This is a genomic window from Salinicola sp. NYA28a, from assembly GCF_976982775.1.
Genome location: NZ_OZ334582.1, coordinates 1,315,528 through 1,341,211, shown reverse-complemented (window position 1 = coordinate 1,341,211; position 25,684 = coordinate 1,315,528). Strand labels below are relative to the sequence as shown.

The 25,684-nt window shown below is 63.7% G+C and carries 19 protein-coding genes; 6 read left to right on the top strand and 13 right to left on the bottom strand.

All coding sequences use genetic code 11. The annotated features are described in order from the left end of the window. The first annotated feature begins 54 nt into the window (after positions 1 to 54). Positions 55 to 1,344: an aromatic ring-hydroxylating oxygenase subunit alpha gene (locus ACWHY3_RS06060; protein ID WP_087718072.1), complete on the top strand. Its 1,290-nt coding sequence runs from the start codon at positions 55 to 57 to the stop codon at positions 1,342 to 1,344. A gap of 138 nt (positions 1,345 to 1,482) precedes the next feature. Here ACWHY3_RS06060 and ACWHY3_RS06055 read toward each other — a convergent pair whose 3' ends face one another. Further along, on the bottom strand, positions 1,483 to 3,537 hold the full coding sequence (locus ACWHY3_RS06055; protein ID WP_448127840.1) for a TonB-dependent siderophore receptor: 2,055 nt from the start codon (positions 3,535 to 3,537) through the stop codon (positions 1,483 to 1,485). A gap of 238 nt (positions 3,538 to 3,775) precedes the next feature. Between ACWHY3_RS06055 and ACWHY3_RS06050 the strand changes: the two genes are divergently transcribed. Further along, positions 3,776 to 4,696, top strand: a complete 921-nt coding sequence (locus ACWHY3_RS06050) for an ABC transporter substrate-binding protein (protein ID WP_448127839.1) — start codon at positions 3,776 to 3,778, stop codon at positions 4,694 to 4,696. Next, positions 4,693 to 6,690, top strand: coding sequence for a Fe(3+)-hydroxamate ABC transporter permease FhuB (gene fhuB, locus ACWHY3_RS06045; protein WP_087718075.1), 1,998 nt, complete (start codon positions 4,693 to 4,695; stop codon positions 6,688 to 6,690). The genes ACWHY3_RS06050 and fhuB overlap by 4 nt, the downstream gene beginning before the upstream one ends. 13 nt (positions 6,691 to 6,703) lie before the next feature. Here fhuB and ACWHY3_RS06040 read toward each other — a convergent pair whose 3' ends face one another. The 7 genes from ACWHY3_RS06040 to ACWHY3_RS06010 form a co-directional block, all read right to left on the bottom strand. After that, positions 6,704 to 6,949 carry a hypothetical protein gene (locus ACWHY3_RS06040; protein ID WP_087718076.1) on the bottom strand — a complete coding sequence of 82 codons (246 nt, stop codon included), beginning with the start codon at positions 6,947 to 6,949 and terminating at the stop codon, positions 6,704 to 6,706. Positions 6,950 to 7,054: 105 nt separating this feature from the next. Further along, on the bottom strand, positions 7,055 to 7,918 hold the full coding sequence (locus ACWHY3_RS06035; protein ID WP_448127838.1) for an electron transfer flavoprotein subunit beta: 864 nt from the start codon (positions 7,916 to 7,918) through the stop codon (positions 7,055 to 7,057). Further along, positions 7,905 to 9,218 carry an electron transfer flavoprotein subunit alpha/FixB family protein gene (locus tag ACWHY3_RS06030; RefSeq protein ID WP_448127837.1) on the bottom strand — a complete coding sequence of 438 codons (1,314 nt, stop codon included), beginning with the start codon at positions 9,216 to 9,218 and terminating at the stop codon, positions 7,905 to 7,907. Before ACWHY3_RS06030 ends, ACWHY3_RS06035 begins: the two co-directional genes overlap by 14 nt. Further along, a complete protein-coding gene (locus ACWHY3_RS06025; protein ID WP_448127836.1) occupies positions 9,215 to 11,245 on the bottom strand; it encodes a (Fe-S)-binding protein in 2,031 nt (676 codons plus the stop codon). The genes ACWHY3_RS06030 and ACWHY3_RS06025 overlap by 4 nt, the downstream gene beginning before the upstream one ends. Positions 11,246 to 11,561: 316 nt before the next feature. Continuing rightward, positions 11,562 to 13,619 carry a dimethylglycine demethylation protein DgcA gene (gene dgcA / locus ACWHY3_RS06020; protein ID WP_448127835.1) on the bottom strand — a complete coding sequence of 686 codons (2,058 nt, stop codon included), beginning with the start codon at positions 13,617 to 13,619 and terminating at the stop codon, positions 11,562 to 11,564. 108 nt (positions 13,620 to 13,727) lie between these two features. Next, the gene (locus ACWHY3_RS06015; protein WP_448127834.1) at positions 13,728 to 14,258 is read right to left on the bottom strand and encodes a DUF5943 domain-containing protein; all 531 of its coding nucleotides are present in this window, start codon (positions 14,256 to 14,258) and stop codon (positions 13,728 to 13,730) included. A gap of 227 nt (positions 14,259 to 14,485) precedes the next feature. Continuing rightward, complete coding sequence (locus tag ACWHY3_RS06010; protein ID WP_448127833.1) at positions 14,486 to 15,463, bottom strand: dipeptidase; 978 nt, start codon at positions 15,461 to 15,463, stop codon at positions 14,486 to 14,488. A 266-nt stretch (positions 15,464 to 15,729) separates the two neighbouring features. Here ACWHY3_RS06010 and ACWHY3_RS06005 point away from each other — a divergent pair, with 266 nt between their 5' ends. From ACWHY3_RS06005 to ACWHY3_RS05995, 3 genes are read left to right on the top strand one after another with little or no spacing between them, the layout of a single operon-like run. After that, a complete protein-coding gene (locus ACWHY3_RS06005) occupies positions 15,730 to 16,275 on the top strand; it encodes a helix-turn-helix domain-containing protein (protein ID WP_448127832.1) in 546 nt (181 codons plus the stop codon). Further along, positions 16,268 to 17,035 (top strand): AzlC family ABC transporter permease, encoded by a 768-nt coding sequence (locus ACWHY3_RS06000; RefSeq protein ID WP_332779816.1) that lies wholly within the window; start codon positions 16,268 to 16,270, stop codon positions 17,033 to 17,035. Before ACWHY3_RS06005 ends, ACWHY3_RS06000 begins: the two co-directional genes overlap by 8 nt. After that, positions 17,032 to 17,379: an AzlD domain-containing protein gene (locus ACWHY3_RS05995; RefSeq protein ID WP_087718085.1), complete on the top strand. Its 348-nt coding sequence runs from the start codon at positions 17,032 to 17,034 to the stop codon at positions 17,377 to 17,379. Before ACWHY3_RS06000 ends, ACWHY3_RS05995 begins: the two co-directional genes overlap by 4 nt. Before the next feature lie 113 nt (positions 17,380 to 17,492). Here ACWHY3_RS05995 and ACWHY3_RS05990 read toward each other — a convergent pair whose 3' ends face one another. The 5 genes from ACWHY3_RS05990 to ACWHY3_RS05970 all read right to left on the bottom strand — a co-directional run bounded on the left by ACWHY3_RS05990 (position 17,493) and on the right by ACWHY3_RS05970 (position 25,668). Continuing rightward, a complete protein-coding gene (locus tag ACWHY3_RS05990) occupies positions 17,493 to 20,021 on the bottom strand; it encodes an EAL domain-containing protein (RefSeq protein ID WP_448127831.1) in 2,529 nt (842 codons plus the stop codon). Positions 20,022 to 20,222: 201 nt separating this feature from the next. Next, positions 20,223 to 20,873, bottom strand: a complete 651-nt coding sequence (locus ACWHY3_RS05985; RefSeq protein ID WP_448127830.1) for an OmpA/MotB family protein — start codon at positions 20,871 to 20,873, stop codon at positions 20,223 to 20,225. A gap of 228 nt (positions 20,874 to 21,101) precedes the next feature. Continuing rightward, on the bottom strand, positions 21,102 to 22,541 hold the full coding sequence (tnpC, locus tag ACWHY3_RS05980; RefSeq protein ID WP_023004967.1) for an IS66 family transposase: 1,440 nt from the start codon (positions 22,539 to 22,541) through the stop codon (positions 21,102 to 21,104). Positions 22,542 to 22,992: 451 nt separating this feature from the next. Continuing rightward, positions 22,993 to 24,111: a choline metabolism transcriptional regulator GbdR gene (gbdR, locus tag ACWHY3_RS05975; protein ID WP_087718088.1), complete on the bottom strand. Its 1,119-nt coding sequence runs from the start codon at positions 24,109 to 24,111 to the stop codon at positions 22,993 to 22,995. A 285-nt stretch (positions 24,112 to 24,396) separates the two neighbouring features. Further along, positions 24,397 to 25,668, bottom strand: coding sequence for a DUF2254 domain-containing protein (locus tag ACWHY3_RS05970; protein ID WP_448127829.1), 1,272 nt, complete (start codon positions 25,666 to 25,668; stop codon positions 24,397 to 24,399). Between the last annotated feature and the right edge of the window lie 16 nt (positions 25,669 to 25,684).

The window sequence follows — 25,684 nt, the reverse complement described above, 5'->3', positions numbered from 1 at the left end:
TCCCGCCGCGACACGCGGAAGCGGCCCACACCAGTCATTGATGAGGATGCGACCATGTCACCACTTCCACGCGATAGCCTGGAGGATTCTCTCGCCAGTACCCGTCAGGCCGTGGCCGACATGCTGGACCAGCGTGACCCTACCTTCTCGCTGCCGCAGCCGTTCTACAACGATCCGCGCCTGTTCGAACTGGACATGCAGAACGTGTTCGAGAAACAGTGGCTGTTCGCCGGCATGAGCTGCGAGATCCCCGCCAAGGGCAACTTCTTCAAGGTGGAGATCGGCAGCAACTCCGTCCTCGTGGTGCGCAGCGCCGAGAATCGCATCCACGCTTTCCACAATGTCTGTCGTCACCGCGGATCTCGATTGTGTCTCAAGGACAAGGGCAAGGTCGCCAAGCTGGTCTGCCCCTACCATCAGTGGACCTACGAACTCGACGGCCGGCTGCTGTTCGCCGGCAGCGACATGGGCACCGATTTCGACATGAGCGCCTATGGTCTCAAGCCGGTAGCGGTGAAGAGCGCGGGCGGATTCGTGTTCATCAACCTGAGCGACGACCCGGAACCGATCGACGATTTTCTCGTCTCGCTCGAGCACTACCTGTCGCCCTACGAGATGGATAACGTCAAGGTCGCGGTGGAATCGAACATCGTCGAGCGCGCCAACTGGAAACTGGTGATCGAGAACAATCGCGAGTGTTACCACTGCAATGGCGCCCACCCGGAACTGCTCAACTCGCTGCTCGAATTCGACGATACCGACGACCCCCGCTCCACCGGCGAGTATCACGACCTGGTCGCCCGCAAGCAGGCCGACTGGACCGCCTGCGAGGTGCCGTGGCAACTGGCGCGATTCGGCAAGCGCAACCGCCTCACCCGCACGCCATTGATCGACGGCGTCGTCTCGATGACCCTGGACGGCAAGCCCGGCTGCAACAAGCTGATGGGGCGTATTCCCGACGCGGACATGGGTTCGCTGCGCATCCTGCATCTGCCAAATTCATGGAATCATTTCATGGGCGATCACGCCGTGGTGTTCCGCGTGTTGCCGCTGGGCCCGCAGGAGACGCTGGTCACCACCAAATGGCTGGTTCACAAGGATGCCGTCGAAGGGGTCGACTATGACCCCGAGCGCCTGCGCCAGGTCTGGGATGCCACCAACGACCAGGACCGGCGTCTTGCCGAGGAAAACCAGCTCGGCATCAATTCGCTGGCGTATCAGCCGGGACCTTATTCGAAGACCTACGAATTCGGCGTGATCGACTTCATCGACTGGTACAGCGAAACGTTGAGGGCCAATCTCGGCATCGAGACATCGAGCCACTTGCAGGTCGCTTCGCAATAGTTCTATCTCGTCCAGTCCAGGATTCACCGACGAACTCGCTAACGAGCTTCTCAATGAAAAAGGCGCCCCGTCCGGGGCGCCTGAGATTGGCGACAAAGCCGGCGTTGGGCCGGGCTCTCGTTCGGTGCGGAAACTGTATTACCAACGATATTTCAGACTGCCGATAACGCTGCGGGACTCACCGTAGTAGCACCAGTAGTCACAGCCGCTGACATAATCTTCATCCGTCAGATTGGTCACGTTGACCTGAGCGGTCCAGTGGGAATCGATATCGTAGCTCGCCATCGCGTCATACAGCGTGTAGGCCGCCACTTTCGTGTCGCTGTATTGAGGCGAGTCCACGCTGGTGCCGACATAGCGCACCCCGGCACCCAGATCCACCCCCTTCAACGCACCCTGTGCAAAGTCGTAATCCAGCCATAGCGATGCCTGATGGCGCGGAATCAGTCCGGCACGAAGCTCTTTCTGGGTATCGCTGACATCCAACGTCACATCGGTATAAGTATAGGCCGCAGTAACCTGAAGATTGTCGGTGACGTAGCCCACGCCCTCCAGTTCGAAACCGCGCGAGTGACGTTCCCCGCCCTGGTTGCTGGAAGCCCCTCCACTGGGATAGAGCGTGTCGCTCTCCTTGAGATCGAACACGGCCGCAGTGACATAACCGTCCAGCCAATTGGGCGCGTACTTGAGCCCTAGCTCCCACTGTTTACCCTCGCTAGGCTGGTAGGCATCACCGTTCAGGTCATTGCCGATATTGGGCGTGAATGACTCGCTGTAGCTTAGATATGGCGACAGTCCGTAGTCGCCCAGATACATGACCCCGCCGGTGTAGGACATCTGGGTATCGTCATAACTCTGGTCTTCGCCGCCGTCCTGCTTGTTGGTCACGTCGACGCTATCGTGCCGTGCGCCAGCGAGCAGAATCCAGCGATCGTAGAGGCGCAACTGATCCTGCACATAGACGCCGATCTGCTCCTTGCCCTGATCGTAGTAGGTCGGATCGCCGGGTTCACCGACACCGCTATTGTGAGGGTCGAAGATATCGATGGTGTCGTAGGCGAAGTTGTCGCGACTGAGATAGTCGGCGTCCAGATGCTGATAATCCAAGCCCACCAACAACGTGTTCTCGGTGTTATCCGTGTACCAGCTACCGATCATGCGGTTATCGATGGTAAGGGCGTCGTAGCTACCGTCGCGATAGGTCAGGCCACGTACCGCATTGCGACCATCCGACGTCATATAGGATGGGTAGGCCGTACGCAGAAAGATATCCAGAGAGGCAAGACGCGCGTTCTGCTGGAATTCCCAGGTATCGTTGAAGGTGTGCTCGAGCTCATAGCCAACCGCGATCTGCTCATGCTCGAGTCGATCGTTGTCGTTGTCGCCGAGATCCGTATCCCGATCCACCTTGCCAAAGGGTGTGTCGTTGGCGGACCCGTAAGGCAGATAGAAGACGTTGGCCGGCGTGCCATGATCGCGCTGATAGCTGGCCAGCAGCGTCAGCGTGGTATCGTCGGAGAGATCCACTGCCAGGCTGGGAGCGAAATAGACCCGCTCGTTATCGGTGCCATCGAGTTCCCCATCCTGATCGCGAAACAGACCTACGACCCGGTAGCGCACATCGCCGCTGTCGGTGACCGGGCCGGACGTATCGATACCGACCTGACGGTGGCCCTTGTTACCGCCCTGGATCTCGAACAACCCTTGTGTCTCTTCGGTCGGCCGCTTGCTGACGGCGTTGATAATGCCACCGGGAGGCGCCTCACCGTAGAGAATCGAGGCCGGCCCCTTCAGGAAATCGACCCGTTCGAGGCCGAACGGCTCGGTCTTCCACCACAGGTAGCCAGCCTCGCGGAACAGACGCAAGCCATCCTGATAGGTCGAATCCTCACCCGAGAACCCTCGGAAGAAGAACCAGTCCGCCTTGGCATCGTTACCGTAGGGCGACGACAGTGCACCGGAACGGTAACGCAGCACCTGGTCGTATCTGTTGACCGATCGTTTCTCCAGTTCCGAGTCGCTGACGACGGAGGTCGCGCGTGGCGTTTCCAGCAGCGGCGTATCGACCTTGAGCGCCGTCCCGGTAACGACCACCGTATCGTTGTTGACTGTCGACTCCTGCGCGAGAGCATTTCCGGCGTAGATCAACAGCAACGAACCGCCGACGGCGGCAAAGGTGTTCCCTGATTTCATCGGATCGAGTGCCCGTTCATGACGTGGTGGAAGCCGGCGACGTCCGACCGGCGATTATTCTCGAATATCATTGTAAATAACAATCATTACTATGTGTATCGGCAATTTACTTGCGTCGCCTCTCCTCGATTGATAACGATTGTCATTCGATCTACCATCACCGCCCAACGCCGCTTCCAGCGCCCTCGAGTCAACGGGCGTCTGCGTCATCGTTTCCCGTTGCCAGGAACCCGTCATCTTGTCGCGTGCCCGTCCTATCCCTGCTCTCCTTGCACTCGCCATGACCGTGCTGCTGGGGTTGGCTACCGCGCTTGCGAGCACGCCAGCGAGCGCCGGTTCGCCGCCATTGCGGATCGCCGCCGCCAACTGGACGGTCGCGGAAACGCTGATTGCGCTTGGCGTCGTACCCTATGCGGTTTCCGATATCCCCAATTACAACGCCTGGGTCCAGGCGCCCCCGATCCCTGATTCGACGCTGGATATCGGCCTGCGCAACGAGCCCAATCTCGAACTGCTGGCCCAGGATCCGCCCGATCTGCTGCTGACCAGCGCGCTGTTCTCCCGGGACAATGCCCGTCTCGAACGGCTGATGCCGGTCAAGATGATCGACAACTTCTATACCGACGCGCCGTTCTACGACGCGACTCTGGCCATGACCCGCAGGGTCGCGCAGCTGACCGACCGCGAGCCGCAGGCGGAGGCGCTGATCGCCGAAACCGAGCAGGTGCTGAAAGACGCAACCCGGGCATTGCAGGGCTCAGAAACGCCGCTCTATGTCGTCCAGTTCAGCGACGCGCAGCACGTGCGTGTCTTCGGCCACGGCAACATGGTAGGCACGCTCTTTTCCCGCACCGATCTGACCAACGCCTGGACGGGCCCCACCAATGCCTGGGGTTATGCCAGCATCCCGATCGATCGCCTGGCCGAGCGACCCGATGCGAGGATCATCGTCATCGAACCGTATCCGCGCGGTGTCGGCGAGGCACTGAAAGACAATCGGATCTGGCAGCATCTGCCGGCGGTGCGTGAAGGTCGCGTGAGCTTCATCGAGCCCATCTGGCCCTACGGCGGATTGATCTCCCTGCAGCGGCTTGCCCGCTCGCTGGTCACGGTCAGCGACAGGATCCCGCCCGCCGCAACAGAGGAAGGCGCGCCATGACGCTTCGCGCCCGCTCGCCGGCCTGGTTCGCCCTGGCCCTGTTGCTGTTGGCAGTGTGCCTGGGGGCCGCCACCTTGCAGACTCAGTTTGCCGACCTCTCGGGACACTGGTGGCAGGCGATCGTCTCACCGGATGATGACCAGATCCGGCAGATCGTGATGCACTACACCTTCGCCCCGAGACTGCTGGTCGCGCTGCTGGGCGGCGCCGCCCTGGCGCTGGCGGGCTGCCTGATGCAGCAGGTGCTGCGCAACCCGCTGGCTTCCCCGGCAACCCTGGGGGTCACCAGCGGTGCGCAGTTGGCGCTGGTCATCGCCACGCTATGGGCGCCGAGCTGGATGCTGGCCGGACGAGAGTGGCTCGCGCTATTGGGCGGCATCGCCGCAACACTGCTGGTCTTCGCGCTCTCCTGGAAGCGACGGCTGGCGCCGATGGTGGTGGTGCTGTCCGGCATGGTGGTCAGCCTCTACTTCAGCGCCATCAACAGTGCGCTGCTGCTTTTCCACCAGGAGAGCCTGTCGGGGCTGTTCATCTGGGGGGCGGGCGCGCTCGCTCAGGACAGCTGGCACGACACGCAGTTCTTGCTTCTGCGCCTGTGTATCGTGGTGGTGCTGGCACTTCTGCTGCTGCGCCCGCTGTCGCTGCTCGATCTGGAAGAGGATGGCGCCCGGAGCCTGGGCATCTCGCTACGCAAGCTACGCTTCGCCGGCCTGGGGCTGGGTATCTTCATCACGGCCTGCGTGGTCAGCGCAATCGGGCTGATCGGCTTCATCGGCCTGGCCTCGCCGGCCATCGCGCGCCTGTCCGGCGCCCGCACGCTCCCCCAGCGACTCGTCTGGTCGATGATACTGGGCGCTCTCCTGCTCGCCGTGACGGATCTCGCCGTGCAGCAGCTCGCGCCGTTCACCGCCTCCCTGCTGCCGACAGGCGCCATGACCGCGGCCCTTGGCGCTCCGCTGCTGCTCTGGCTTCTGCCACGACTCAAAGTCGGCGGATCCCGGCCTACTCCCAGCACGGGCCTGATGCTGCCGCGCCTTGCGCATCCTCACCATCGCCTGTGGGTGCTGGGCGCGATGACGCTCGTCGCCTGTGCGCTGGCCCTCGTCGTCGGCTTCATGCTCGACAGCCACTCGAAATATCCCAGCCTGGCCGGTATCGACGACCTGGTGCTGATCGTCGACTGGCGATTGCCCCGTGTCGCCACCGCCGCCGCGGCCGGGCTGATGCTGGCCGTCGCCGGCACGCTGCTGCAGCGGATGACCGGCAACCCCATGGCCAGCCCGGAAGTCCTGGGCATCAGCGCCGGCGTGGCGATCGGCGTCATCGCGCTGATGCTGCTGCCTCTGGGTATCGCCCCACTGAGCGGCTCCGTGATGGGCTTCAGCGGAGCCACCGTTGCGCTGCTGGTACTGATCGTCTGCAACCGCCGCAGTGGCTTTGCGCCGGAGCGGCTGCTGTTGACCGGCATCGCCATTTCGTCGCTGCTGGATGCGATGCGCGCCATCGTGCTGGCCAGTGAAGATCCGCGTGCGCAGCAGCTGCTCTCCTGGCTCGGCGGCTCGACCTACTACGCCAGCCTCACCTCCAGCGCCTGGATCGTGGTCATCGCGATCATGCTGTTCGCGCTGGCGCTGCCGTTGCAGCGCTGGCTTACGTTGCTGCCGCTGGGTGCCCCCACCGCCAAGGCGCTGGGCATGGACGTGGACCGGAGCCGCCTGGTGTTGCTCGCGCTGGTGGCCCTGCTGACGGTCGCGGCGACGCTGGTGATCGGCCCGCTCTCGTTCATCGGGCTCATGGCCCCGCACATGGCACGCCTGATGGGATTCCATGGCGCCCGCCACCAACTGCTCGGTGCCGGGCTACTGGGGATGCTGGTGATGGTGACCGCCGACTGGCTGGGCAGGAATCTGTTCTTCCCCTATCAACTGCCGGCGGGACTGATCGCCGCGCTGATCGGCGGCGTCTACTTCATGTGGGGATTGCGAAGACTTTGACGTTGCCGGATGATCAGGCACCGTTGAATGCGGGCAAGAGATGGCGCTCTATCGCTTCCCGGACCGACGGCAACATCACGTCGGTATGCTGCATCAGGTCGCGAATGGCCGGTTCCAGCCCCTCGACACCCTTGGCACGATGGCAACCCGCCGCCAGCCGGGCACAGGTCTCGGGGCACGCCTCTTCGGGGATACGCACGCCCAGCGAAGTCAGCCGCTGACGAAAATCTTCCCCATCGATAAGATCGACGATCATCATGTCTCGTCTCCCGTTCGGTCGTTGGTTTACCTCTCGCGCTGGCGAAGGACCGATCATGTCGTCCACTGGCCAGCTGTCCTCGTCGAGAATGCCGAAGCTGCTCGATCACGGCATCTCATCGCTCAGTATCTTCTCTTCGCTTGGCATCTTCTCTTCACTTAGTATCTTCTCTTCGCGCAGATAGGCAATTAGCCTATCGGCCGCCTGTTCGGGGGTCAGATCGGTCAGCACCTGGCCACCAGCCGCCGATGATTTGGCCGCCGCGGCCCGGAAGCGATCCCGCGCATTGCCGGACTTGACGACCTTGAGCCGCTTGGGGCGGGCCCGTGCCGGCTGCCATCGCCATTCGCCGCTGGCCGAATCCTCTTCGGCGGTCAGCCCGTCGACCACGTGAATGCGGCCCCGTCTTGCCGGGCCGAAAGCGCTCTGGCGCGGTGACGGTGCCAGGGCATCGACGGTGATCAGGCAAGGCAGCGGCACCTCCAGCCGGCGGCGCTGCCCCTGCGGCAGCACCTGCAGCAGAGTGACGCGATCCACGTCGACCCGCTCGATCGTGGCGGCGCCGGACACGATCGTCCAGCCCAGCCGTTCGGCGAGCAGATAGGGCAGCAGCCCGGAGCCCTCGCCACATTCGGCGCGCTGCCCGGCAAGCACCAGTCGACAGCCGCTGTCCGCCAGCCATGTCGCCAGCAACGGCACGGCATCGTCGGCGGGTGTCATCGGCAACAGCGCCAGCTCTCCCTGGGCCGCAGCATCGTCCAGCCCATGATACATACCCAGATAGTCGCGCAGCGCAGGCTCCTCGGCGTTGCCTGCATGGACGAGTTGCAGGCGCGCCCCGGCCAGCGTCAACCCCATCTCGACGGCTCGCGCATCCTCCCGGGCGCGTCCCGGCCGCCCGGAAACCGGATGACGTCCGCTGGAGACCAGCGCCACGACCGGGCATGCGGCAGCATCAGGCGGCGTCATGATAGCGCTCCTCTTTCGACAAGGCCCCGGACCCGGCCTCTGACACAGCTTCGGACGGCTCGGCGGCACGCGGCTGGCCCAACCGTTCGCACACGGCCGCCAGCACGGCATCGCCATCGGCAATGAGCGCCAGATCGGCACGCTTGACCATATCGCAACCCGGGTCGCGGTTGATCGCGATGACCCGCTGGCATTTGGCGATGCCCTGAAGATGCTGCACCGCGCCGGAGATCCCCACCGCGATGTAGCAACTGGCGAAGACGAACGTTCCCGTCGCCCCGACCTGCCGGGCGCGGGGCATGTTGCCGTCGTCGACGGCCACCCGCGAGGCGCCCTCGCTGGCCCCCAGCACCTCGGCGGCGTGATGGAAACCCGCCCAATCGCCGACACCGCGCCCGGCGGAGAGAATGAACGGTGCCTGGGCCAGCGGAATCTGCTGCGGATCTACCGCGACCCGGCCGAGATCGACGACTCCGACCGCGGTCATGGCCGAGGGCATGGAGCCGACCGCGTCGATCGACACTAGCCGCGCCTCGTGCCGCGTCTCGCTGACCGGCTCGGCGCACTCGGGCAGGGCCAGCAAAATACGCGGGAGTTCGCGCTGAATATCCTGCCGATCTCCCGCCCGCGACAGGCCAAGACCCTCGGCGACCTGCCACACCCGCGTCGCCGCTCGCGCGCTGGCGCCATGGCTGGAAAAGCGAGAAAGCCGCGCCGCCAGACGTCGGCCAAGATCGCCGCCACCGGGGAAGCTATCCGCGAACAGCCAATGCCGTGGCGACATGGCCGCTTCCACGCTCACCAGCGCCGCGAGACGCGATTCCGGATCGTAACAATCGCCCTCGACGCACGCCGACAGGTCGATCCAGCGGTCGGCGCCGGCCTCTTCCAGCCCCGCCCCCGCGCCCTGGAACGTGACCGCCGTGACAGCGAGCGGCTGTCCATCGGCCAACTGCCTGGCCAGACCGAACAGATCCCGATCGTGATCGCTCAGTCGCCCTTCCGGGCACTCCGGCACCACCATGACGAAGCCGGCCGGATCGTCGATCACCACCATGCGGCGCGAAGGCCCGCTCTCGATTGGCGACGATGCCAGCGGCTGCGCCTCGACGACGGCGCCGCTGCGATCGATCCGCCTGATACCGTTGGGGCCAACGGCGCCGATCGCATGCGGGTCGATCCGTATCACCCCGTTGGGGCCGGTCCAGCGCCAAGCCGGAGGCACGAACTCCTGATGGCGCGGGTGGAGCCGATTGCGCCGGATCCGTTCGGCGTAGGGGTCGATGCGTCTGACGTTCATGCCGGTTCCTCCTCGCGACTCGGGCTCGAGACAGCGACACTCGCTTCGGGCTCGGCCGATGCCGGCGTTACCAGCGCATCGGCCACCAGCTCGGCCAGATCCTTGATTTGCGGCCGCGGCTCGACCACGCCTTCCAGCATCGCGGTGCATTGCGGGCAGGCGACGGCGACCGTGGTGGCCCCCGTGGCGCGCGCGTCCTCCATGCGCATATCGGGGATGCGCGCGCGACCTGGGAGATCGGCGGGCACGTCGGAAAGCGCCGCCCCGCCACCGCCGCCGCAGCAGCGCGAGCGGAATCCGGAGCGTTCCATCTCGGCGATCTCGATGCCGAGTGCCTCGAGTATCCGTCGCGGCGCAGCGAATTCGCCGTTGTAGCGCCCCAGATAGCAGGGGTCGTGATAGGTCACCGTCTCCTTGCGCTCGGCCGGCCTGATCGTCAGACGACCGGCGTCGAACAGCTCGGCGATGAAGGTGGAGTGGTGCAGCACCCGATATTTGCCGCCGAAATCGGGATATTCGCGGCCCAGCACATGAAAGCTGTGCGGGTCCACCGTCACGATGCGCTGGAAGCGGTAGCGCGAGAGCGTGGCGATATTGCGCTCGGCGAGACGCTGGAAGGTCGCCTCGTCGCCAAGCCGTCGGGCGACATCGCCGCTATCCCGTTCATCGTCGCCGAGCACGGCGAAATCGACGCCGCCAGCACGCAGGATCTGGACCAGCGCGCGCAGCGTGCGCTGATTGCGCATGTCGAAAGCGCCATCGCCCAGCCACAGCAGCACGTCGACGCCCTCGGGCCGAGTCTGAATGCGGGGCAATTCCAGATCCGCCGCCCAGTCGAGGCGCGAGGCGTTGTCCAGCCCGCCGGGGTTGTCGGTGGCGATCAGGTTGTCGATCGCCACCGCGCCCTTTTCCGGCGTCTCGCCCTTTTCCAGCGTGAGAAAACGGCGCATGTCGACGATGGCATCGACGTGCTCGATCAGCATCGGGCACTCCTCGACGCAGGCGCGACACGTCGTACAGGCCCACAGCGTTTCTGCCTCGACAAGCTGAGGCACGATGGCCTGTTCCGGCGCCCCCTGGTGTCTACCTATCTCGATGCCGGGATAGCCGGCGCCGGCATAGCCCGTATCGGAGCCGCCGGCCATACCGACGACCATGTCCTGGATCAGCTTCTTGGGATTGAGCGGCTGCCCCGCCGCGAATGCCGGACATACCGCCTGACAACGGCCGCACTGCACGCAGGCATCGAAGCCCAGCAGCTGATTCCACTGGAAATCCGCCGGCTTTTCCACGCCCAGCTTCGGCGCGGTCAGATCGAGCGGGAACAGCGCCGTCGATCGGCTGCCGCGATGAGCGTCATGCGTGTTAGTCGATCCGGCATGGGCCTGCCGATCGTCGAAACGTTCCGGACGTCGGTGAAAAGCCAGGTGCAGCGAGCCGGCGAGGGCGTGCTTCATCGGCCCGCCCCAGCCCATGCCGACGACCAGTTCCAGCACGCCCCAGGCGACGAGCGCGATCAGGACGATCGCCAGTACGCCACCACCGAAAACGACAGGACCGATACCCACCAGCGGCAGGCTGACCAGGAACATCCCCACCGAATAGGCGAGCAGACTCCTGGAGAGCCGCTGCCACGGGCCTTTCGAAAGCTTTTCGGGGAACGGCCTGGCCGGCGGATGGATACGACGGCGATTGACCGCCAGCGCGCCCACGAACATCACCGCGCTTGCCGCCAGCAGCAGGCCACCGAGAAGCGGATTGCGCCAGCCGAGGCCGTGGACGACGATCGCCAACGCCATCGCCGCCACGAAGCCCCCGGCGGTCGCCACGTGGGTATGTGCCATCGCCTTGTCCCGGGCGACGACATGGTGAAGATCGACCAGATAACGCTTCGGCATCCGCAGAATGCGAGCCCAGCCCACCGGCGTGCGCTGGCCCTGGCGCCACAGGCGGATGCGACGCGCCGCACCGATAGCACCCACGATCAGCGCCGCGAAGATCAGAATGGGGAGTAGCGTCTGCAACATGTTCTGCTCCTCGTTTGGCCGCCTCATACAGAAGCCGTAAGCCGTAAGCCGTAAGCCGTAAGCCGTAAGCCGTAAGCCGTAAGCCGTAAGCCGTAAGCCGTAAGCCGTAAGCCGTAAGCCGTAAGCCGTAAGCCGTAAGCCGTAAGCCGTAAGCCGTAAGCCAGGCAAACAACCGCTTCCACCTGCCAGATCAAACAGTTTTGGTTTTTGATTTTTCTTACAGCTTAAAGCTTATGGCTTACAGCTCTTCCGCTCGTGGCTCGTGGCTCGTGGCTCGTGGCTCGTGGCTCGTGGCTCGTGGCTCGTGGCTCGTGGCTCACAGATCTTTCAATAATCGCAACGCATCATAGATCGCCGCATGCGTATTCCTCGGCGCCACGCAGTCTCCCAGCCGGAACAGCGCGAACTCGCCACTTTCGGAAAGCGTCGGCTGCGGCTTGATCGCGTAGAGCGCCTTGAGATCGATCTGGCCGCGATTGCGCGAACGCTCCTTGAGCGCGTAGTAGAGCGATTCGTCCGGGCGCACGCCGTTTTCGACGATCACCTGATCGACCACCCGCTCTTCAAACTCGCCGGTGTATTCGTTCTCCAGCAGCGCCACCAGCTTGTCGCCTTCGCGGTAGACCTTTTGCAAAGCCAGGTCGCCGGTCATCACCACGGCGTTCTGGTAGAGGCTGCGGTAGTAGGTCGGGAAGGTGGTGCCGCCGATCGCCACGCCGGGCTTGGTGTCGTCGGTGACGATCTCCACCGTGGCGCCCTGGCTGGCACAGTAATCCGCCGTCGACATGCCGCTGAATTCACACATAGTGTCGAAGATCAGCACGTTCTTGCCCGGCTCGATCTTCCCTGAAAGGATGTCCCAGCTGCTGACTACCAGCCCTTCCTCCGCGCCCCATTCGGGGACTTGCTCCAGGAACGGATGGCCGCCGTTGGCGAGCACCACCACGTCCGGCTGCCGATCGCGAATCATCGCGTCGTCGGCACGGGCTTCCAACCTAATGTCGACGCCGAGGCGCGAAAGCTCCATTTCGTACCAGCGGGTGATCCCGGCGATCTGGTCGCGCTGCGGGGCCTTCGCCGCCAGCGTGATCTGCCCGCCCAGTTGCGGTTCGGCCTCGAACAGCGTGACGTCGTGGCCCCGTTCGGCAGCGACCCGTGCCGCTTCCATGCCGCCGGGGCCGCCGCCGACCACGACGACGTGGCGCCGCTGCCCGGAGGTCTTCTCGATGACGTGCGGCAGCCCCATATACTCCCGCGAGGTGGCCGCATTCTGGATGCAGAGCACATCGAGCCCCTGGTACTGGCGATCGATGCAGTAGTTGGCGCCGACGCACTGACGAATCTGATCGACATTGCCGGCCTTGACCTTGGCGATCAGGTGCGGGTCGGCGATATGGGCGCGGGTCATGCCGACCAGATCGACATAGCCGCCTTCGAGCACGCGTTCGGCCTGGGTCGGGTCCTTGATGTTCTGGGCGTGGATCACCGGCACCGAGACCACTTCCTTGATCCCCGCCGCCAGATGCAGGAACGGCTCCGGCGGGTAGGACATGTTGGGGATCACGTTGGCCAGCGTGTCGTGAGTGTCGCAGCCGGAACCGACGACGCCGAAGAAATCGACCATGCCGGTGGCGTCGTAGTAGGCGGCGATCTGCTTCATGTCGTCCTGGGAGAGGCCGTCCGGGTGGAACTCGTCGCCGCAGATTCGCATGCCGACGCAGAAATCCTCGCCGACCTCGGCGCGCACCGCCTTGAGCACTTCCATGCCGAAGCGCATGCGGTTCTCGAAGTTGCCGCCCCACTGATCGGTGCGCTTGTTGACGCGCGGGCTCCAGAACTGATCGATCAGATGCTGGTGGACGGCGGAGAGCTCGCAGCCGTCCAACCCGCCCTCTTTCACCCGACGCGCGCCCTGGGCGAAATCGCCAATGATGCGCCAGATCTCCTCTTCCTCGATGGTCTTGCAGGTGGCGCGGTGGACGGGCTCGCGGATGCCGGAAGGCGACAGCAGCGTCGACCAGTGGTGGCCGTCCCAGCGCGAACGCCGGCCCATGTGGGTGATCTGGATCATGATCTTGCCGCCGTGCTTGTGAACGGCATCGGCAAGATTCTGAAAGTGGGGAATGATGCGGTCGGTGGAGACATTGACCGAACTCCACCACTGCTGGGGGCTGTCGATGGAAACCGGCGAGGAGCCGCCGCAGATGGCGAGCCCCACGCCGCCCTTCGACTTCTCTTCGTAGTACCTGACATAACGCTCGGTGGTCATGCCGCCGTCGGTGGCGTAGACCTCGGCGTGTGCGGTACTGACCACGCGATTGCGAATGGTCAACTTGCCGATCTGTATCGGCTTGAACAGTGCCTCGTATGCCATCGCAATCACCTCACATGGACCGACTCGAAAGCGGGCGTCTCACCGGCTTTCCAAATCGATCTCGGTCACCATGAATTCAGGGTCTCGTTATCAGAAACGATGTCGCGCCTAGAGGGCGCTGACCTCGAAATAGCCCACGTCACAGCCGGCTTCCGCGCCGCTCTGGGTCTGTTCGGCACGGGTGCGGAGATCGATGGCGCGCGCAGCCAGGATCTGGTCCATGGCGCCGGCGAACCAGCCGGTGAACAGGTACTCCTCGCGCTTGCCGGTCTTGCCGAGCTGGTAGACGAAGCAGGAGTGTTCCAGGCGCACCTTCGCCGTCCCCGCCTCCAGATCGATCGCTTCGGTGACGAACTTTCCCCACCCGCGCTGTGACAGTCGATTCATGTAGTGCTCGAACACCGCCACGCCCTCGAGGCCGTGCAGCTCGGCCTCCTTCTCGCACCAGTACCAGGCCGACTTGTAGCCGGCGTCGTAGAGGATCTTCGCGTAGGTCTCGACACCCAGAGCCTGTTCGATTGCCACGTGATTGTTGATGAAGAAGTGCCGCGGCACATAAAGCATCGGCAGCGCATCGGTGGTCCAGACACCGGTTTCGCTGTCCACGCTGATCGGCAGTTCAGGGGCCATCAAAGTCATATCGGTTACCTCTGAATTTGTTCTTTGAGCTGCGAGCTACGAGCTACGAGCTACGAGCTACGAGCTACGAGCTACGAGCGGAATTGTGCGCGAGACACCGCGGAGCCGAGCGAGCTAGCGAAGACAAGGCAAAGGCTGCCGGGCTCGCGCAGTGGACGCGGTTGTCCATGAGCAGAGGCCGGCAGCCTTTAACGCCGTATTCGCGACGCGCAGCCGGCTCTGTCGCCCTATTCGCCCCACACCTCTTTCAAGATGCGGACCCAATTCCCCCCCATGATCTTCCTCACTACCGGTTCGGAAAGGCCGTGATCCAGCAACGCCTGGGTGAGGTTGGGGAACTCGCCGATGGTACGGATGCCCTTGGGATTGATGATCTCGCCGAAGCGGGTCAGGCGCCGGGCGTAGCCCTTGTCGTGTGTCAGCCATTCGAAGAAGGCTTCGTCCTGGCCCTGAGTGAAGTCGGTGCCGATGCCGATTGCGTCTTCGCCGACGATGTTCATGATGTAGACGATCGCTTCGACGTAGTCCTCGACCGTGGCGTTGACGCCGGCCTTGAGAAATGGCGTGAACATGGTGACGCCAACGAAACCGCCGTGATCGGCAATGAACTTGAGCTCTGCGTCGGACTTGTTGCGGGGATGTTCCTTGAGCCCGGTGGGCAGGCAGTGGGAATAGCAGACCGGTTTTTTCGATTCGAGAATGACCTCTTCGGAGGTCCTGGAACCGACGTGGGAGAGATCGCACATCATGCCGACCCGGTTCATCTCGGCGATCACTTCGCGGCCGTAGCCGGAGAGCCCGCCATCGCGTTCATAGCAGCCGGTGCCGACCAGGTTCTGGGTGTTGTAGCAGAGCTGAGTAATGCCGACACCGAGCTTCTTGAATATCTCGATGTAGCCCAGCTTGTCCTCGAAGGCGTAGGCATTCTGGAAACCCAGGATGATGCCGGTCTTGCCCTCTTCCTTGGCCCGGGTGATATCCCGCGTGGTGGTTACCGGTCGTACCAGTTCGGCGTTGTCGCGCATCAGCCGGTTGACGCTGACGATGTTATCGACGGTGGATTCGAAATCCTCCCACACCGACACCGTGCAGTTGGCGGCGGTCAGGCCACCCTTGCGCATGTCCTCGAACAGGGCGCGGTCCCACTTGGCGATGATCAGGCCGTCGATGATGATGGCGTCGTCGTGGAGAGATGGCGTCGGCATGGAAAGTTCCTCTTCGGTTGCGCGCCCCCGGCAAGTCGGCTGGTTGCTGGAAGGTCGTGATGAAGCGCCGGGGCGACCGTTCTGCGCAGCATATCCCCGCGCTCGACCCACCCGCCGACCGAAAGCGAATCCGAGTGTTCCGATTGCGTCACGCCGACTGTCCCCTGTGCGACAGTCCTTGCCCCCTCAAAAGCCCTATTGACCGACTCGGATCCGTTCTTTATATAGAACGTTCGATATATAGAACGACGCGAACCGAAAAGACCATGGACGAGATTTCACTGGAAACCCTAGGGCGACATCTTCAGGCGCTGCGCCAGGCGCGAGGCCTGTCGTTGACGCAGTTGGCGGCCCAGGCGGAGATCGCCAAGTCGAACCTGTCCCGCCTCGAGCAGGGGGCCGGCAACCCGACCATCGACACGCTGTGGCGCCTGGCGAAGCGGCTCGGGGTACCGTTCGGCACCCTGGTGGCGCCCGTCGCGACACCGGTGGAGGAGAATGGGGTTAGCGTGCGCTTGATCGAGCAGAGTCATCACCAGCGTCATGATGAGCCGGCAGTGGATGTCTACCTGATGCGCTGCGCGCCCCACACCTGCCGACGCGCCGAGGGCCACGCCGCCGGAACGAGAGAAACGCTCCAGGTGATCGAAGGGTGGATAGCCGCCGGCCCCACGGGAGCGGAGCGCCAGCTCGCTGCCGGCGAGCTCTTCACCTTCCGTGCCGATCGCCCTCATGACTATCGCACCAGCGACGTCGCAGCGACGCTGCTGGTCACTATCGTTTACGCCAGGGAAGACGAATCGAATGGCTGACACCGAACACTCGCGCCGGCCCCGTGGCTGGCTGATCGGCATCCGTGAGGCGATTCCACTGCTGGGCGGCTATATCCCGGTGGCGATCTCGTTCGGGCTGATCTCCACCCAGGCCGGTTTCAGCACCGCCGAAACGATGGCGATTTCGACGCTGATCTATGCCGGCGCCTCGCAGTTCCTGTTCGTCGGCATGGCCGCCAGCGGCTCGCCGCTATGGCTGACCGTGGCGATGACGCTGCTGATCAACGTGCGCCACGTCGTCTACGCGCCCAACATCGCGCCCTGGCTACCCAAGAGCCGCTGGTGGCCGTGGCTGATGCACGGCCTGACCGACCAGGTCTTCGCCCTCGCCCACAGCCGGCTGCCGCAGCTGCCGGAGCATCAGCGCGTCGGCTGGTTCTTCGGCGCCGCGATGCTGGCCTGGCTCAGCTGGATTGCCGGTTCCCTGCTGGGCGCTGTCGGCGGCGAATGGTTGACCAGCCGCTGGCCGTTGCTCGGCGAAGTCATGCCTTTCGCCCTGCCCGCACTGTTTCTGGTGTTGATCGTGCCGCGATTCACTTCGAAACGTTGGGCTGCCTCATTGAGTGTCAGCGTCGCCGCGGCGCTCGTCTGCACGCTGGTCGGGTTGACCAATATCGGCATCCCGCTGGCCGCAGCCTGCGGTGCGCTCTGCTTCTACATGATTCGTCTGCCGGAAACGGCCGGAACGGACAAGGGAACGACTGACAAGGGGACGACTAGAGAGGGGCGTCCATCATGAGTCTCGAACTCTGGATCGGCATGATCGTGGCCGCACTGGGCACCTATCTGATCCGGCTCCTGCCCCTGCTCTGGATGCAGAAGCGTCTGACGCGCAGCGAGGCGGATGGCCCCGTCGACGCCTTGCCCAAGTGGCTGGTGATCCTGGGGCCGATGATGATCGCGGCGGTACTCGGCGTATCACTGGTGCCGCGCACGCCGGATGCCGCCGGTTGGCTCGCGACCGTCATCGGACTGGGAGTGACGCTGGCGATCTGGCGGCGAACCCGCTCGCTCGGCTGGCCGGTGGTGGGTGGTGTACTGACTTTCGGGGTGGTGGTGATCGTGGCGCGCTCACTGATGTGAACCATATCCCCAAGGGCTGTTGCCGTTTCATGCCCCAGAAGCTGTTGCCGTTTCATGCACGGCCGCGCCGGTGGTCATGGCGCGCCACGATCGCCGATATCGTGATGCGGCGTCTATGGGGAGGCATCGTCGGTAGAAAGGCGACCCAGCCATTCGCTGGCGGCATTCGCGGCCAGCGGTCGCGACAGCCAGTAGCCCTGAACGATCTTGCAACCTTTCGCGCGCAGGAAATCGGCCTGGGCGTCGGTTTCCGCCCCTTCGGCGATCACGTCTAGCCCCAGCGCGTTGGCCATGGCGAGGATCGCGCCGACAAGCTCGCCATCTTTGTAACTGTCAGGCAGTTGCCGGACGAAGCTGGCGTCGATCTTGAGTGTACTGATCGGCAACTGGCGCAGATAGGCCAGCGACGAATAACCGGTGCCGAAGTCGTCGATCAGCAGGCGAATGCCGCGGTCCCGCAGTCGCTGCAACATTCGATGCGTCGTCTCGGAATTCGGCAGCAAGGCGCTCTCGGTCAGTTCCAGCTCGATCAGCTCCGGCGACAGCGCATAACGCGCCAGACACCTTTCGACGTCGTCGACGAAGCGCCGATCACTGAGCTGCAGCGCCGAGACGTTGACTGCTACCGGCACGCGTGCCAGGTGTCGCCAGGCATGAAGCTGGGCACAGACGCGATCCAATACCCAGCGACCGATACGATCGATCATGCCGAGCTTCTCGGCCAGCGGAATGAATTGCTGCGGTGACACGACACCCAGTTCGGGATCGTTCCAGCGCAGCAACGCCTCGAAGCCGACCAGGCGTTTGTCTTCCAGCGCCGCCTGGGGCTGATAGACCACCTCTAGCGCATCGTTGTCGAGCGCCCGGCGCAGGCTCTGTTCCAGCGTCAGTGCCTGATGGTCGTTCTGGCCCATGTGCGATTGGTAGAAGCACCACTGGTTGCGGCCCGCTTCCTTGGCGCGGTACATCGCGGTATCGGCGTATTTGAGCAGCATTTCGCCGTTCTGGCCGTCTTCGGGGTAGACGCTGATGCCGATACTGGTCGACACGTTGAGCAGATGGCCAAGCACTTCGAACGGACGACCGATGCTCTTGATCAACCTTGCCGACAGCGATTCGAGCCCGTCGAGACTTTCCACCTCATGGATCAATATGGTGAATTCGTCACCGCCGAGTCGTGCCACCGACTCACCCTCGCCGACCGTGGCCTGGAGACGCCTGGCGATGGTGGATAGCACCTGATCCCCCGCGTGATGCCCCAGGGTATCGTTGATGCGCTTGAACAGATCGAGATCGAGAAACATCACCGCCATGCGATGGCCGTGGCGATGGGCGTTGGCGCGCGCCTGCTCGAGACGATCCAGAAACAGCCGCCGATTGGCCAGACCGGTCAGGTCATCGAAATAGGCCAGCCGGTGAATCTGCGCCTCCCGGCGCTTGCGGTCGGAAATATCGCTGAATATGGCAGCAAACTGCAGAATCTGGCCCTCATCGTCTCGAATCGCAGTGATAGTGAGCCACTCGGGATAGACGTCGCCGTTCTTGCGCCGGTTCCAGATCTCGCCCTGCCAATAGTCCTGCTCCAGCAGGGTACTCCACATGTTGCGGTAGAATTCCGGTGTCTGGCGCCCGGAACTCAGCATGCTGGGGCGATTGCCGACAGCCTCCTCGGCGCTGTAGCCGGTCAGTACGGTAAAACTGGGATTGACCGACTGGATGACACCATGGGCGTCGGTCATCATGATGCCATCCATCGAGGCGTTGATGACCCGCTGGGCGAGGCGAAGATGCTCAGAGGAGGCACGCAGCGCATGATCGCGCACCTTCAGTGTCTCCTTGAGTTGCAGCACGACTTCGTATTCGAGACCGGCCATGATGTCGGCGAACGATAGCAGGCCACGCAACTCGCCCTGCTCGTCGAGCACGCCGAGATGGCGAAACGCCTGCTCTCGCAGCAGCTCCAGGGCCTGCGCCAGCGCCATGCCCTGCGGCCTGGCCAGCAGGGTCGAACTCCCTGCCTCGCCCAGGCAGCAGCTCATGCGTCCGCCCGCCAGCCATGCCACCATGTCGTGCTCGGTGAAAATGCCCAGCGCACCGTTGCCGTGGTCGATCACCGCCGCGTCGGCGTTCGCTTCACGCATGCGGATCACGGCCTGTTCCAGGGGCAGTGAAGCCGCCAGTACCAGCGGCGAATGGGAAACGATCGAGCCGATGTCGCGCATCGTCAGGTAATGCTCGACGCGCTGGCCGAGCACGATATCCGACTGGGTGACGATGCCCAGCGGATGCCCCTCGTCATCTTCCACCAGCAGGCGGCGAAGGCACCGCCGCTTCATCAGCAGGGCGGCTTCGTCGAGGCCGGCACCGTGGGCGATACGTACCACCGGGCTGCTCATCGATTGCGCGATCGGCGCGTCGAGCAGGTCGGGATCGGAGAAGTCGAGACGGCGGACGTCGCCTTCGCTCCAGATGCCGCAGATATCATCGTCCTGCGTCACCAATACACAGCTCGCCCTGGCGGCATGCATGCGCTGAATGGCATCGCCAAGGGTTGCCGATACGTCACAGGTCAGCAGCCCGCCACTGGCCAGTTCCGCGATGCTGGGTTCATGGGCCATCTCTTCTGGGGAATGTCTCGTCACGCTATAACCATGCTTAATGATCAAATGAGCAATCGCTCCGGAAACCTCGCCCATCGAGGCGAGGGAAGCGCCTGTTGCTGGTCTATTGCCACCGTTTTCTATCGATATCGTGCTATCGCCAACGTTCTATTGATATCGTTCTACCGCCAACGTTCTATCGCCATTTTTCTATCGCTGCCCTGGCCGAGCCATACCCGAAGATCATGGCGGCGTCGGTGCGGTCAGCAGAATATCAACCCGGCGATTGGAAGCTCGCCCCGCCGAGGTCGCGTTACTGGCCGCCGGACGCGTATCGCCATAGCCGATCGCGCGCAGGCGCGAAGCATCGACGCCCTGCCCCACCAGGTACCGCACCACGGCGATCGCCCGCGCTGCCGACAGATCCCAGTTGGATGGAAACTGCGGCGTCGAAATCGGCACGTTGTCGGTATGTCCCTCGACGGAAATCTCGCCGTCGAACGCCTTCAGTTCGCCGATCAGGCTGGCGATCGTCGTTCGGCCCTGGTCGAGCAGTGTCGACCGCCCGCTAGGAAAGAGCAGGTTGTCCTCGATGCGCAGGGTGACACCCTGCTGCCCCTGGATGACGCGAACGCCGGGGATATCGAGGTTGGCGAAGCGGGGATTCAACCCCTCGTGTCGCGGCTGAATACCGGCGCCCGCACTCGCCGCCGAGGCAGCAACCTCGGTTGCCGTGGCGTCGTCTCCCTGCCCCCTGGGGATGATCGCCAGCAGCAGGACAAACAGGGTCAGCAGTAGTGTCAGCACGTCCAGATAGCTGGTCAACCAGCCCTCTTCCTCTCCCCCGGCCGTGCTCGGTGGCGCCAGCAGTCGCTGCATTGCGTGGTTCTGCATGAGACTACCCCTCCTGCGCCGGGGCAGGCCGCGGCGTCAGTGGCAGGCATCCCGTCATCGGGAACGACATCGGGTCGATGCGCGGGCGGCGATTGGCTACCAGACGCCTGGCTTGGCAGAAACGGGAGGCGGGATCGAGTCGACGCCCTCCCCCATAAGAACGGCCAAAATCAGGGGAAATTTACATTCCTTAATATATTTTGACTATTTTTTTCGTAACTATTCAGGTCACGCTGCCTGATCCAGGCCGTCCCGACGCATGAATTCGGGCACTTCACCGGCAAACAACTGTTCCAGTGCGGTGTGCGCTGCCAGGCCCTGCTTGACCGCCGTCGAGAGGAAGCTGCGCATCCGGCAGAAGATCTCGGCACCTTCCCAGGAGCGGAAACAGCCTGAAATCTTCTGCTGGACCTTGGTCATCCGCAGGTCACGCTCCCCTTGGTTATTGGTGAAGGGCGCGGCGGGGTCGTCGAGGAAACGCAGCACGTCGTCCTCGTACGCCTGGAGACGTTCGAGCAGGTTACGTGCCTTGGTACGTTTGGCACGACCGCGCTTTCCCGGTGGTGGTGGGATCGGTGGCGGACACTCGGTCTCACCCTCTGTCAGGCACTGCCGATAGCGGACTCGCCAGCGTTGCGCCTCTTCGGGCGAGAGCGTGCCACCGGCAGCGTCAACGGCCTGATGCATCTCCAGCAGCAGATCATGCAGCGCCTTGGCCCACTTTTGGTGGTCATTTTCCCAGGCCGCAGTCAATTCACGCAGGTGATGGGCGTTGCAAAGTGCGTGGCGGCAATCCGCGTAGCGGTAGTAAGGCTTCCAGTGATCATGCACCAGCACCCCCTGGACATAGGGCAGGATGCCGATGGCATCCATGGCCTCCTGACCTCGCTTGGCGTGAGGCGCCAAGTAGGTCAGGGCGTCATTCGAGGCGCTGTGCAGCCAGTAGCGCTTGCCGCCGACCTGCATCCCGGTCTCGTCGGCATGCACGGTCGCGGCTTGCCTCAGCGCCGGGATCGCCCACTCGGCAAACGCCTCGGCGCGCTGATAGGCCTCTTGATTGAAGGCGAACAGCGTGCCGGTGCTCAGCGATAGATCGCACTGTGAGGCCAGCAGCGCCTGGATGCGGGCATAGGGCAGCAACTGATACTGCGAGAGATAGACGACATGCGCCTTGAGACGTGGGCCATACTGGATCGGGCGGGTCACGCCGTCGGGAAACGGCGCCACATGGCGCCGCCCGAGATCGTCCTCCAGCACCTCGGCGCGATACTCGGTGACGACGGCCTGGATCACGATGTCTTGCACCTGGCGCGTTTCGATGCCGACCGAGCGATAGGTGCGCCCTTTGGGCAAGGTGCGGCGATCGACGCGCAACGACACGATCTCGTCGGGATCGGTGACCGGCGCCAGCGTCTTGCCTTCGTGACCCGGTTGCCCGCCAGGGCGACGCTCGCCCTTGGCCCGGGAACGGCGTTGGCGGTTGGGGTCTTGTGACGGCGGCTTGCTGCTGTTGCGGCTGCTGGTGGCCAGTCGGTCGGCCATCAGCTTGACCAGCAGCATCAGCACGTCGATGGCAGCACGCAAGGAAGGCGAGACCGTGTGGTCTTCCTTGAGCTGCTGCCGGACCCGTTCCAGGGCCTCGTCGACGTTGATATCGCTGATGGTCATGTCACCGCATAGACGTGCCGAAGGATCAGGCACACTATGCCAAAAAAATCAGGTGGTTGGCGACATGCCATCCGCAGCCACCTGAATAGTTACTTTTTTTCATCCTTTACAGGAGCACGCTTCTCGCCCGCGCCGAATCGTCGCCGGCCGGTCAGGAAGACATCACGCCATGTTCGGCTGGGAAAAGGCTCGGAAAGAGGGACGTGCTGAAGATCGAGGTCGGGCGCCACAGTAACCATCAGGCACACGCGAGGTGCGCCCGATATCACGGTCACGAGCGAAGGCGCGAGGAGAGAAACACGAGAGAAGAACGATTCCGCCCATGCCGCGGATCGCGTGGGCAAGTCAGCAAAAGACCGATGGAGGGCGAGCACGGATGTATCCGGCATGGCCGGCAAGATAACCTCGGCGGATTCGCCGGGCCGGCCGTGTCACAGATGCCAGGAGGCCGTCACCCTAGCGCGACGCTGGCGTAGGTTGGCTCCCCCCGGGCATGGCTCAACGCGACACTCGCGCTGCTGGAGGGCGTCGGTGATGCGTCGCCCGTCGGCATGACCGCCGGTTCCAACCGCCGAATCTTCAGCGTCTCGCCGCGATCCTCGCGCGGTGGCGTGCCGAAGAACTCTCGGTAGCACTTCGAGAAATGCGGCGTGGAAACGAAGCCACAGGCGGAGGCGATCTCGATGATCGGCAACGGCGTCTGCTTGAGCAGCTGCCGGGCCCGCGTCAGCCGCAATTTGAGATAGTAGCGCGATGGCGAACAGTGTAGGTGGCGCTGGAACAGGCGTTCCAGCTGACGCCGGGAGACATCGACATAGCTGGCCAGTTCGTCGAGCTCGATCGGCTCCTCGATGTTGGCCTCCATCAACGCCACGATCTCGAGAAGCTTCGGCTGCGTGGTGCCCAGCACGTGCTTGAGTGGCACCCGCTGCTGATCCTCCTCGCCACGGACCCGCTCGTAGATGAACATCTCGGAGATGGCCGCCGACAGGTCCCGACCGTGATCGCGTCCGATCAGGTTGAGCATCATGTCCAGCGGCGCGGTGCCGCCGGAGGCCGTGAAGCGATCGCGATCGATCGAGAACAATCGCGTGCTCCAGGCCGTGCGCGGGTACGCTTCCTGAATCGCGGCCAGGCACTCCCAATGAATGCTGGCATCGTAACCGTTCAGCAGGCCGGCCTGGGCCAGGGCCCAGCTACCGGTGCACACCGAACCGACCCGTCGTAGCTGGCGCTGGCGGCTCTGCAGCCAGGTCAGCAGCGCCGGCGTTACCGAGCGCTGTGGCGCGACACCCCCGCAGACCACCAGCCAGTCGAGCCTCAACGGTGAGTGAGCGCTGGCATCCGGCGTGACCTGCATACCGTCGCTCGCCCGCACCGGCGCCCCGTCCATGGTCATCACGTACCAGCGGTACAGCTCGCGGCCGGCAAGCTGATTGGCCATGCGCAGCGGCTCGATGGCCGACGCCAGCGAGATCAGGGTGAAATCTTCCAGCAACAGGAAGCCGAGTGTCTGTGGCTCCGGCACGGCACCTTCGGGAGCGGCGCCTCGAGGGGGATGGATTGCCATTTCACGTCTCCTCCAAGGATGTATCGGTGATTATTGTTATTGCGGTTTCCCTGGCGCCTGTCGGTCCCGGTGCGTGGCGAGGCACGCCGGCGAGCGACCATGACGAAGATCTCGAGCGGCTTTCCTGAAGCCTTTTCGGTCTCGTTTCGACTGTAAGCCCTGTGAAGTCGGGACGCATGCGTTTTTATCCATCCGCGACAGACACAACGTCATTAGATAGCTCGATGTCGTTTTCAGAACAGATTGACGCCTTCGCGCCCTCGAAATGCCGACGATATATTCTGCTTACCGGTCAGGCCCCAGCGCCGGCGCCGCCGATGCCTCGATTTCTCTGACGCGCTGTCGATCCTCCTCCAGCACAAGCCCCTGATCGAATCGCTTGATCACCCGCATCATGTGTTCGCGGGCAATACGCTTGATACGGTCGTCGCCCACCGCGGCCAGGGCCTTCAACGCCTTCTGCAGCCGGATGCCGATCTCGACCGTGCTGGCGCCATCGCGGGCGATGGGAGTGAAGAAGTCGTCGAACAGATCAGCGCCATCGAGCGCCTCGACGTAGACATGGCGCACCGGCTGAGGCTTCTCCTCGACGCTGCCGGCGGCGTGCCGCAACCAGGGGGTGAACACTCTCACCCCGCAGCCGATGACGTCGATGGCCGTCCCGGGATCGTTGATGCCCGGGGAGAGCGCGCGGGAAGCCACCTCCGACAGCACGATGACGCCGAAGCGCGGATCCTGTTCGAAGCGTCGCGCCGGCCCGACGGTAAAGGCGCTCATGATCTTCTCGGCACGCTCGTCGTCCAGCCTTGGCGTCAAGGCCAGCACCGCCAGGGTATCGACGAAGGTGCCCGGCAGCGCCTGGACGTAGATCGAATCCGCCGCGCCTTCCGCCAGCGAATCGAGCAGCGGCATATCGATGTGCTGCACGTAACCCACCTTGCTCGCCCGCACCGGCACCAGATCCGGTGGCAGCGTTGCCGGCATCGCCTGGCCGCCCAGGTAGGGGTTTTCCATGCGCATCTCGAAAGCACCACGGGCAGCGGTTTCTATCTTGCCGATGGTGTCGCGGACCCGTCCCAGGCGAGTGAGATAGCCGGCCCACTTGATGAGCTGGTAGACCACCAGCACGATGACCACGAGGGTCGCGGCGAACAGGAGCGTACGGCCGTCTTCATCGTAGATGCCGGCCGCCAGCGCGACGATGCCGACCAGACTGAACAGAAAGGCGCCGATGAAGGTCGCCAGGGTGTTCTGCGTGACCCGGTCCTCGATCAGCAAAAGCGTCGCCCGCGGGCTGACGTTGCTGGTCGCCGAACCGTAGGAAGTGACCATGGCGCTCAACGAGAAGGTCGTCACCGCCAGCATGCTCGAGGCAATGATATTGAGGATGCTGTCCACCGCACTCGACCCGACGCTGACCACCGCAGGTACGTCCAGCCAGGGCGTGGCGATCCAGGCGATCAACGCCGTGACGACGCCCGCGAGCGAATAGAGTGCCGCGCGATACCACAGCGAACGATGCATCCGTCGCCACATCCATTGAAACCGCCCTGTCATCTCGCCTCCTGTCCAC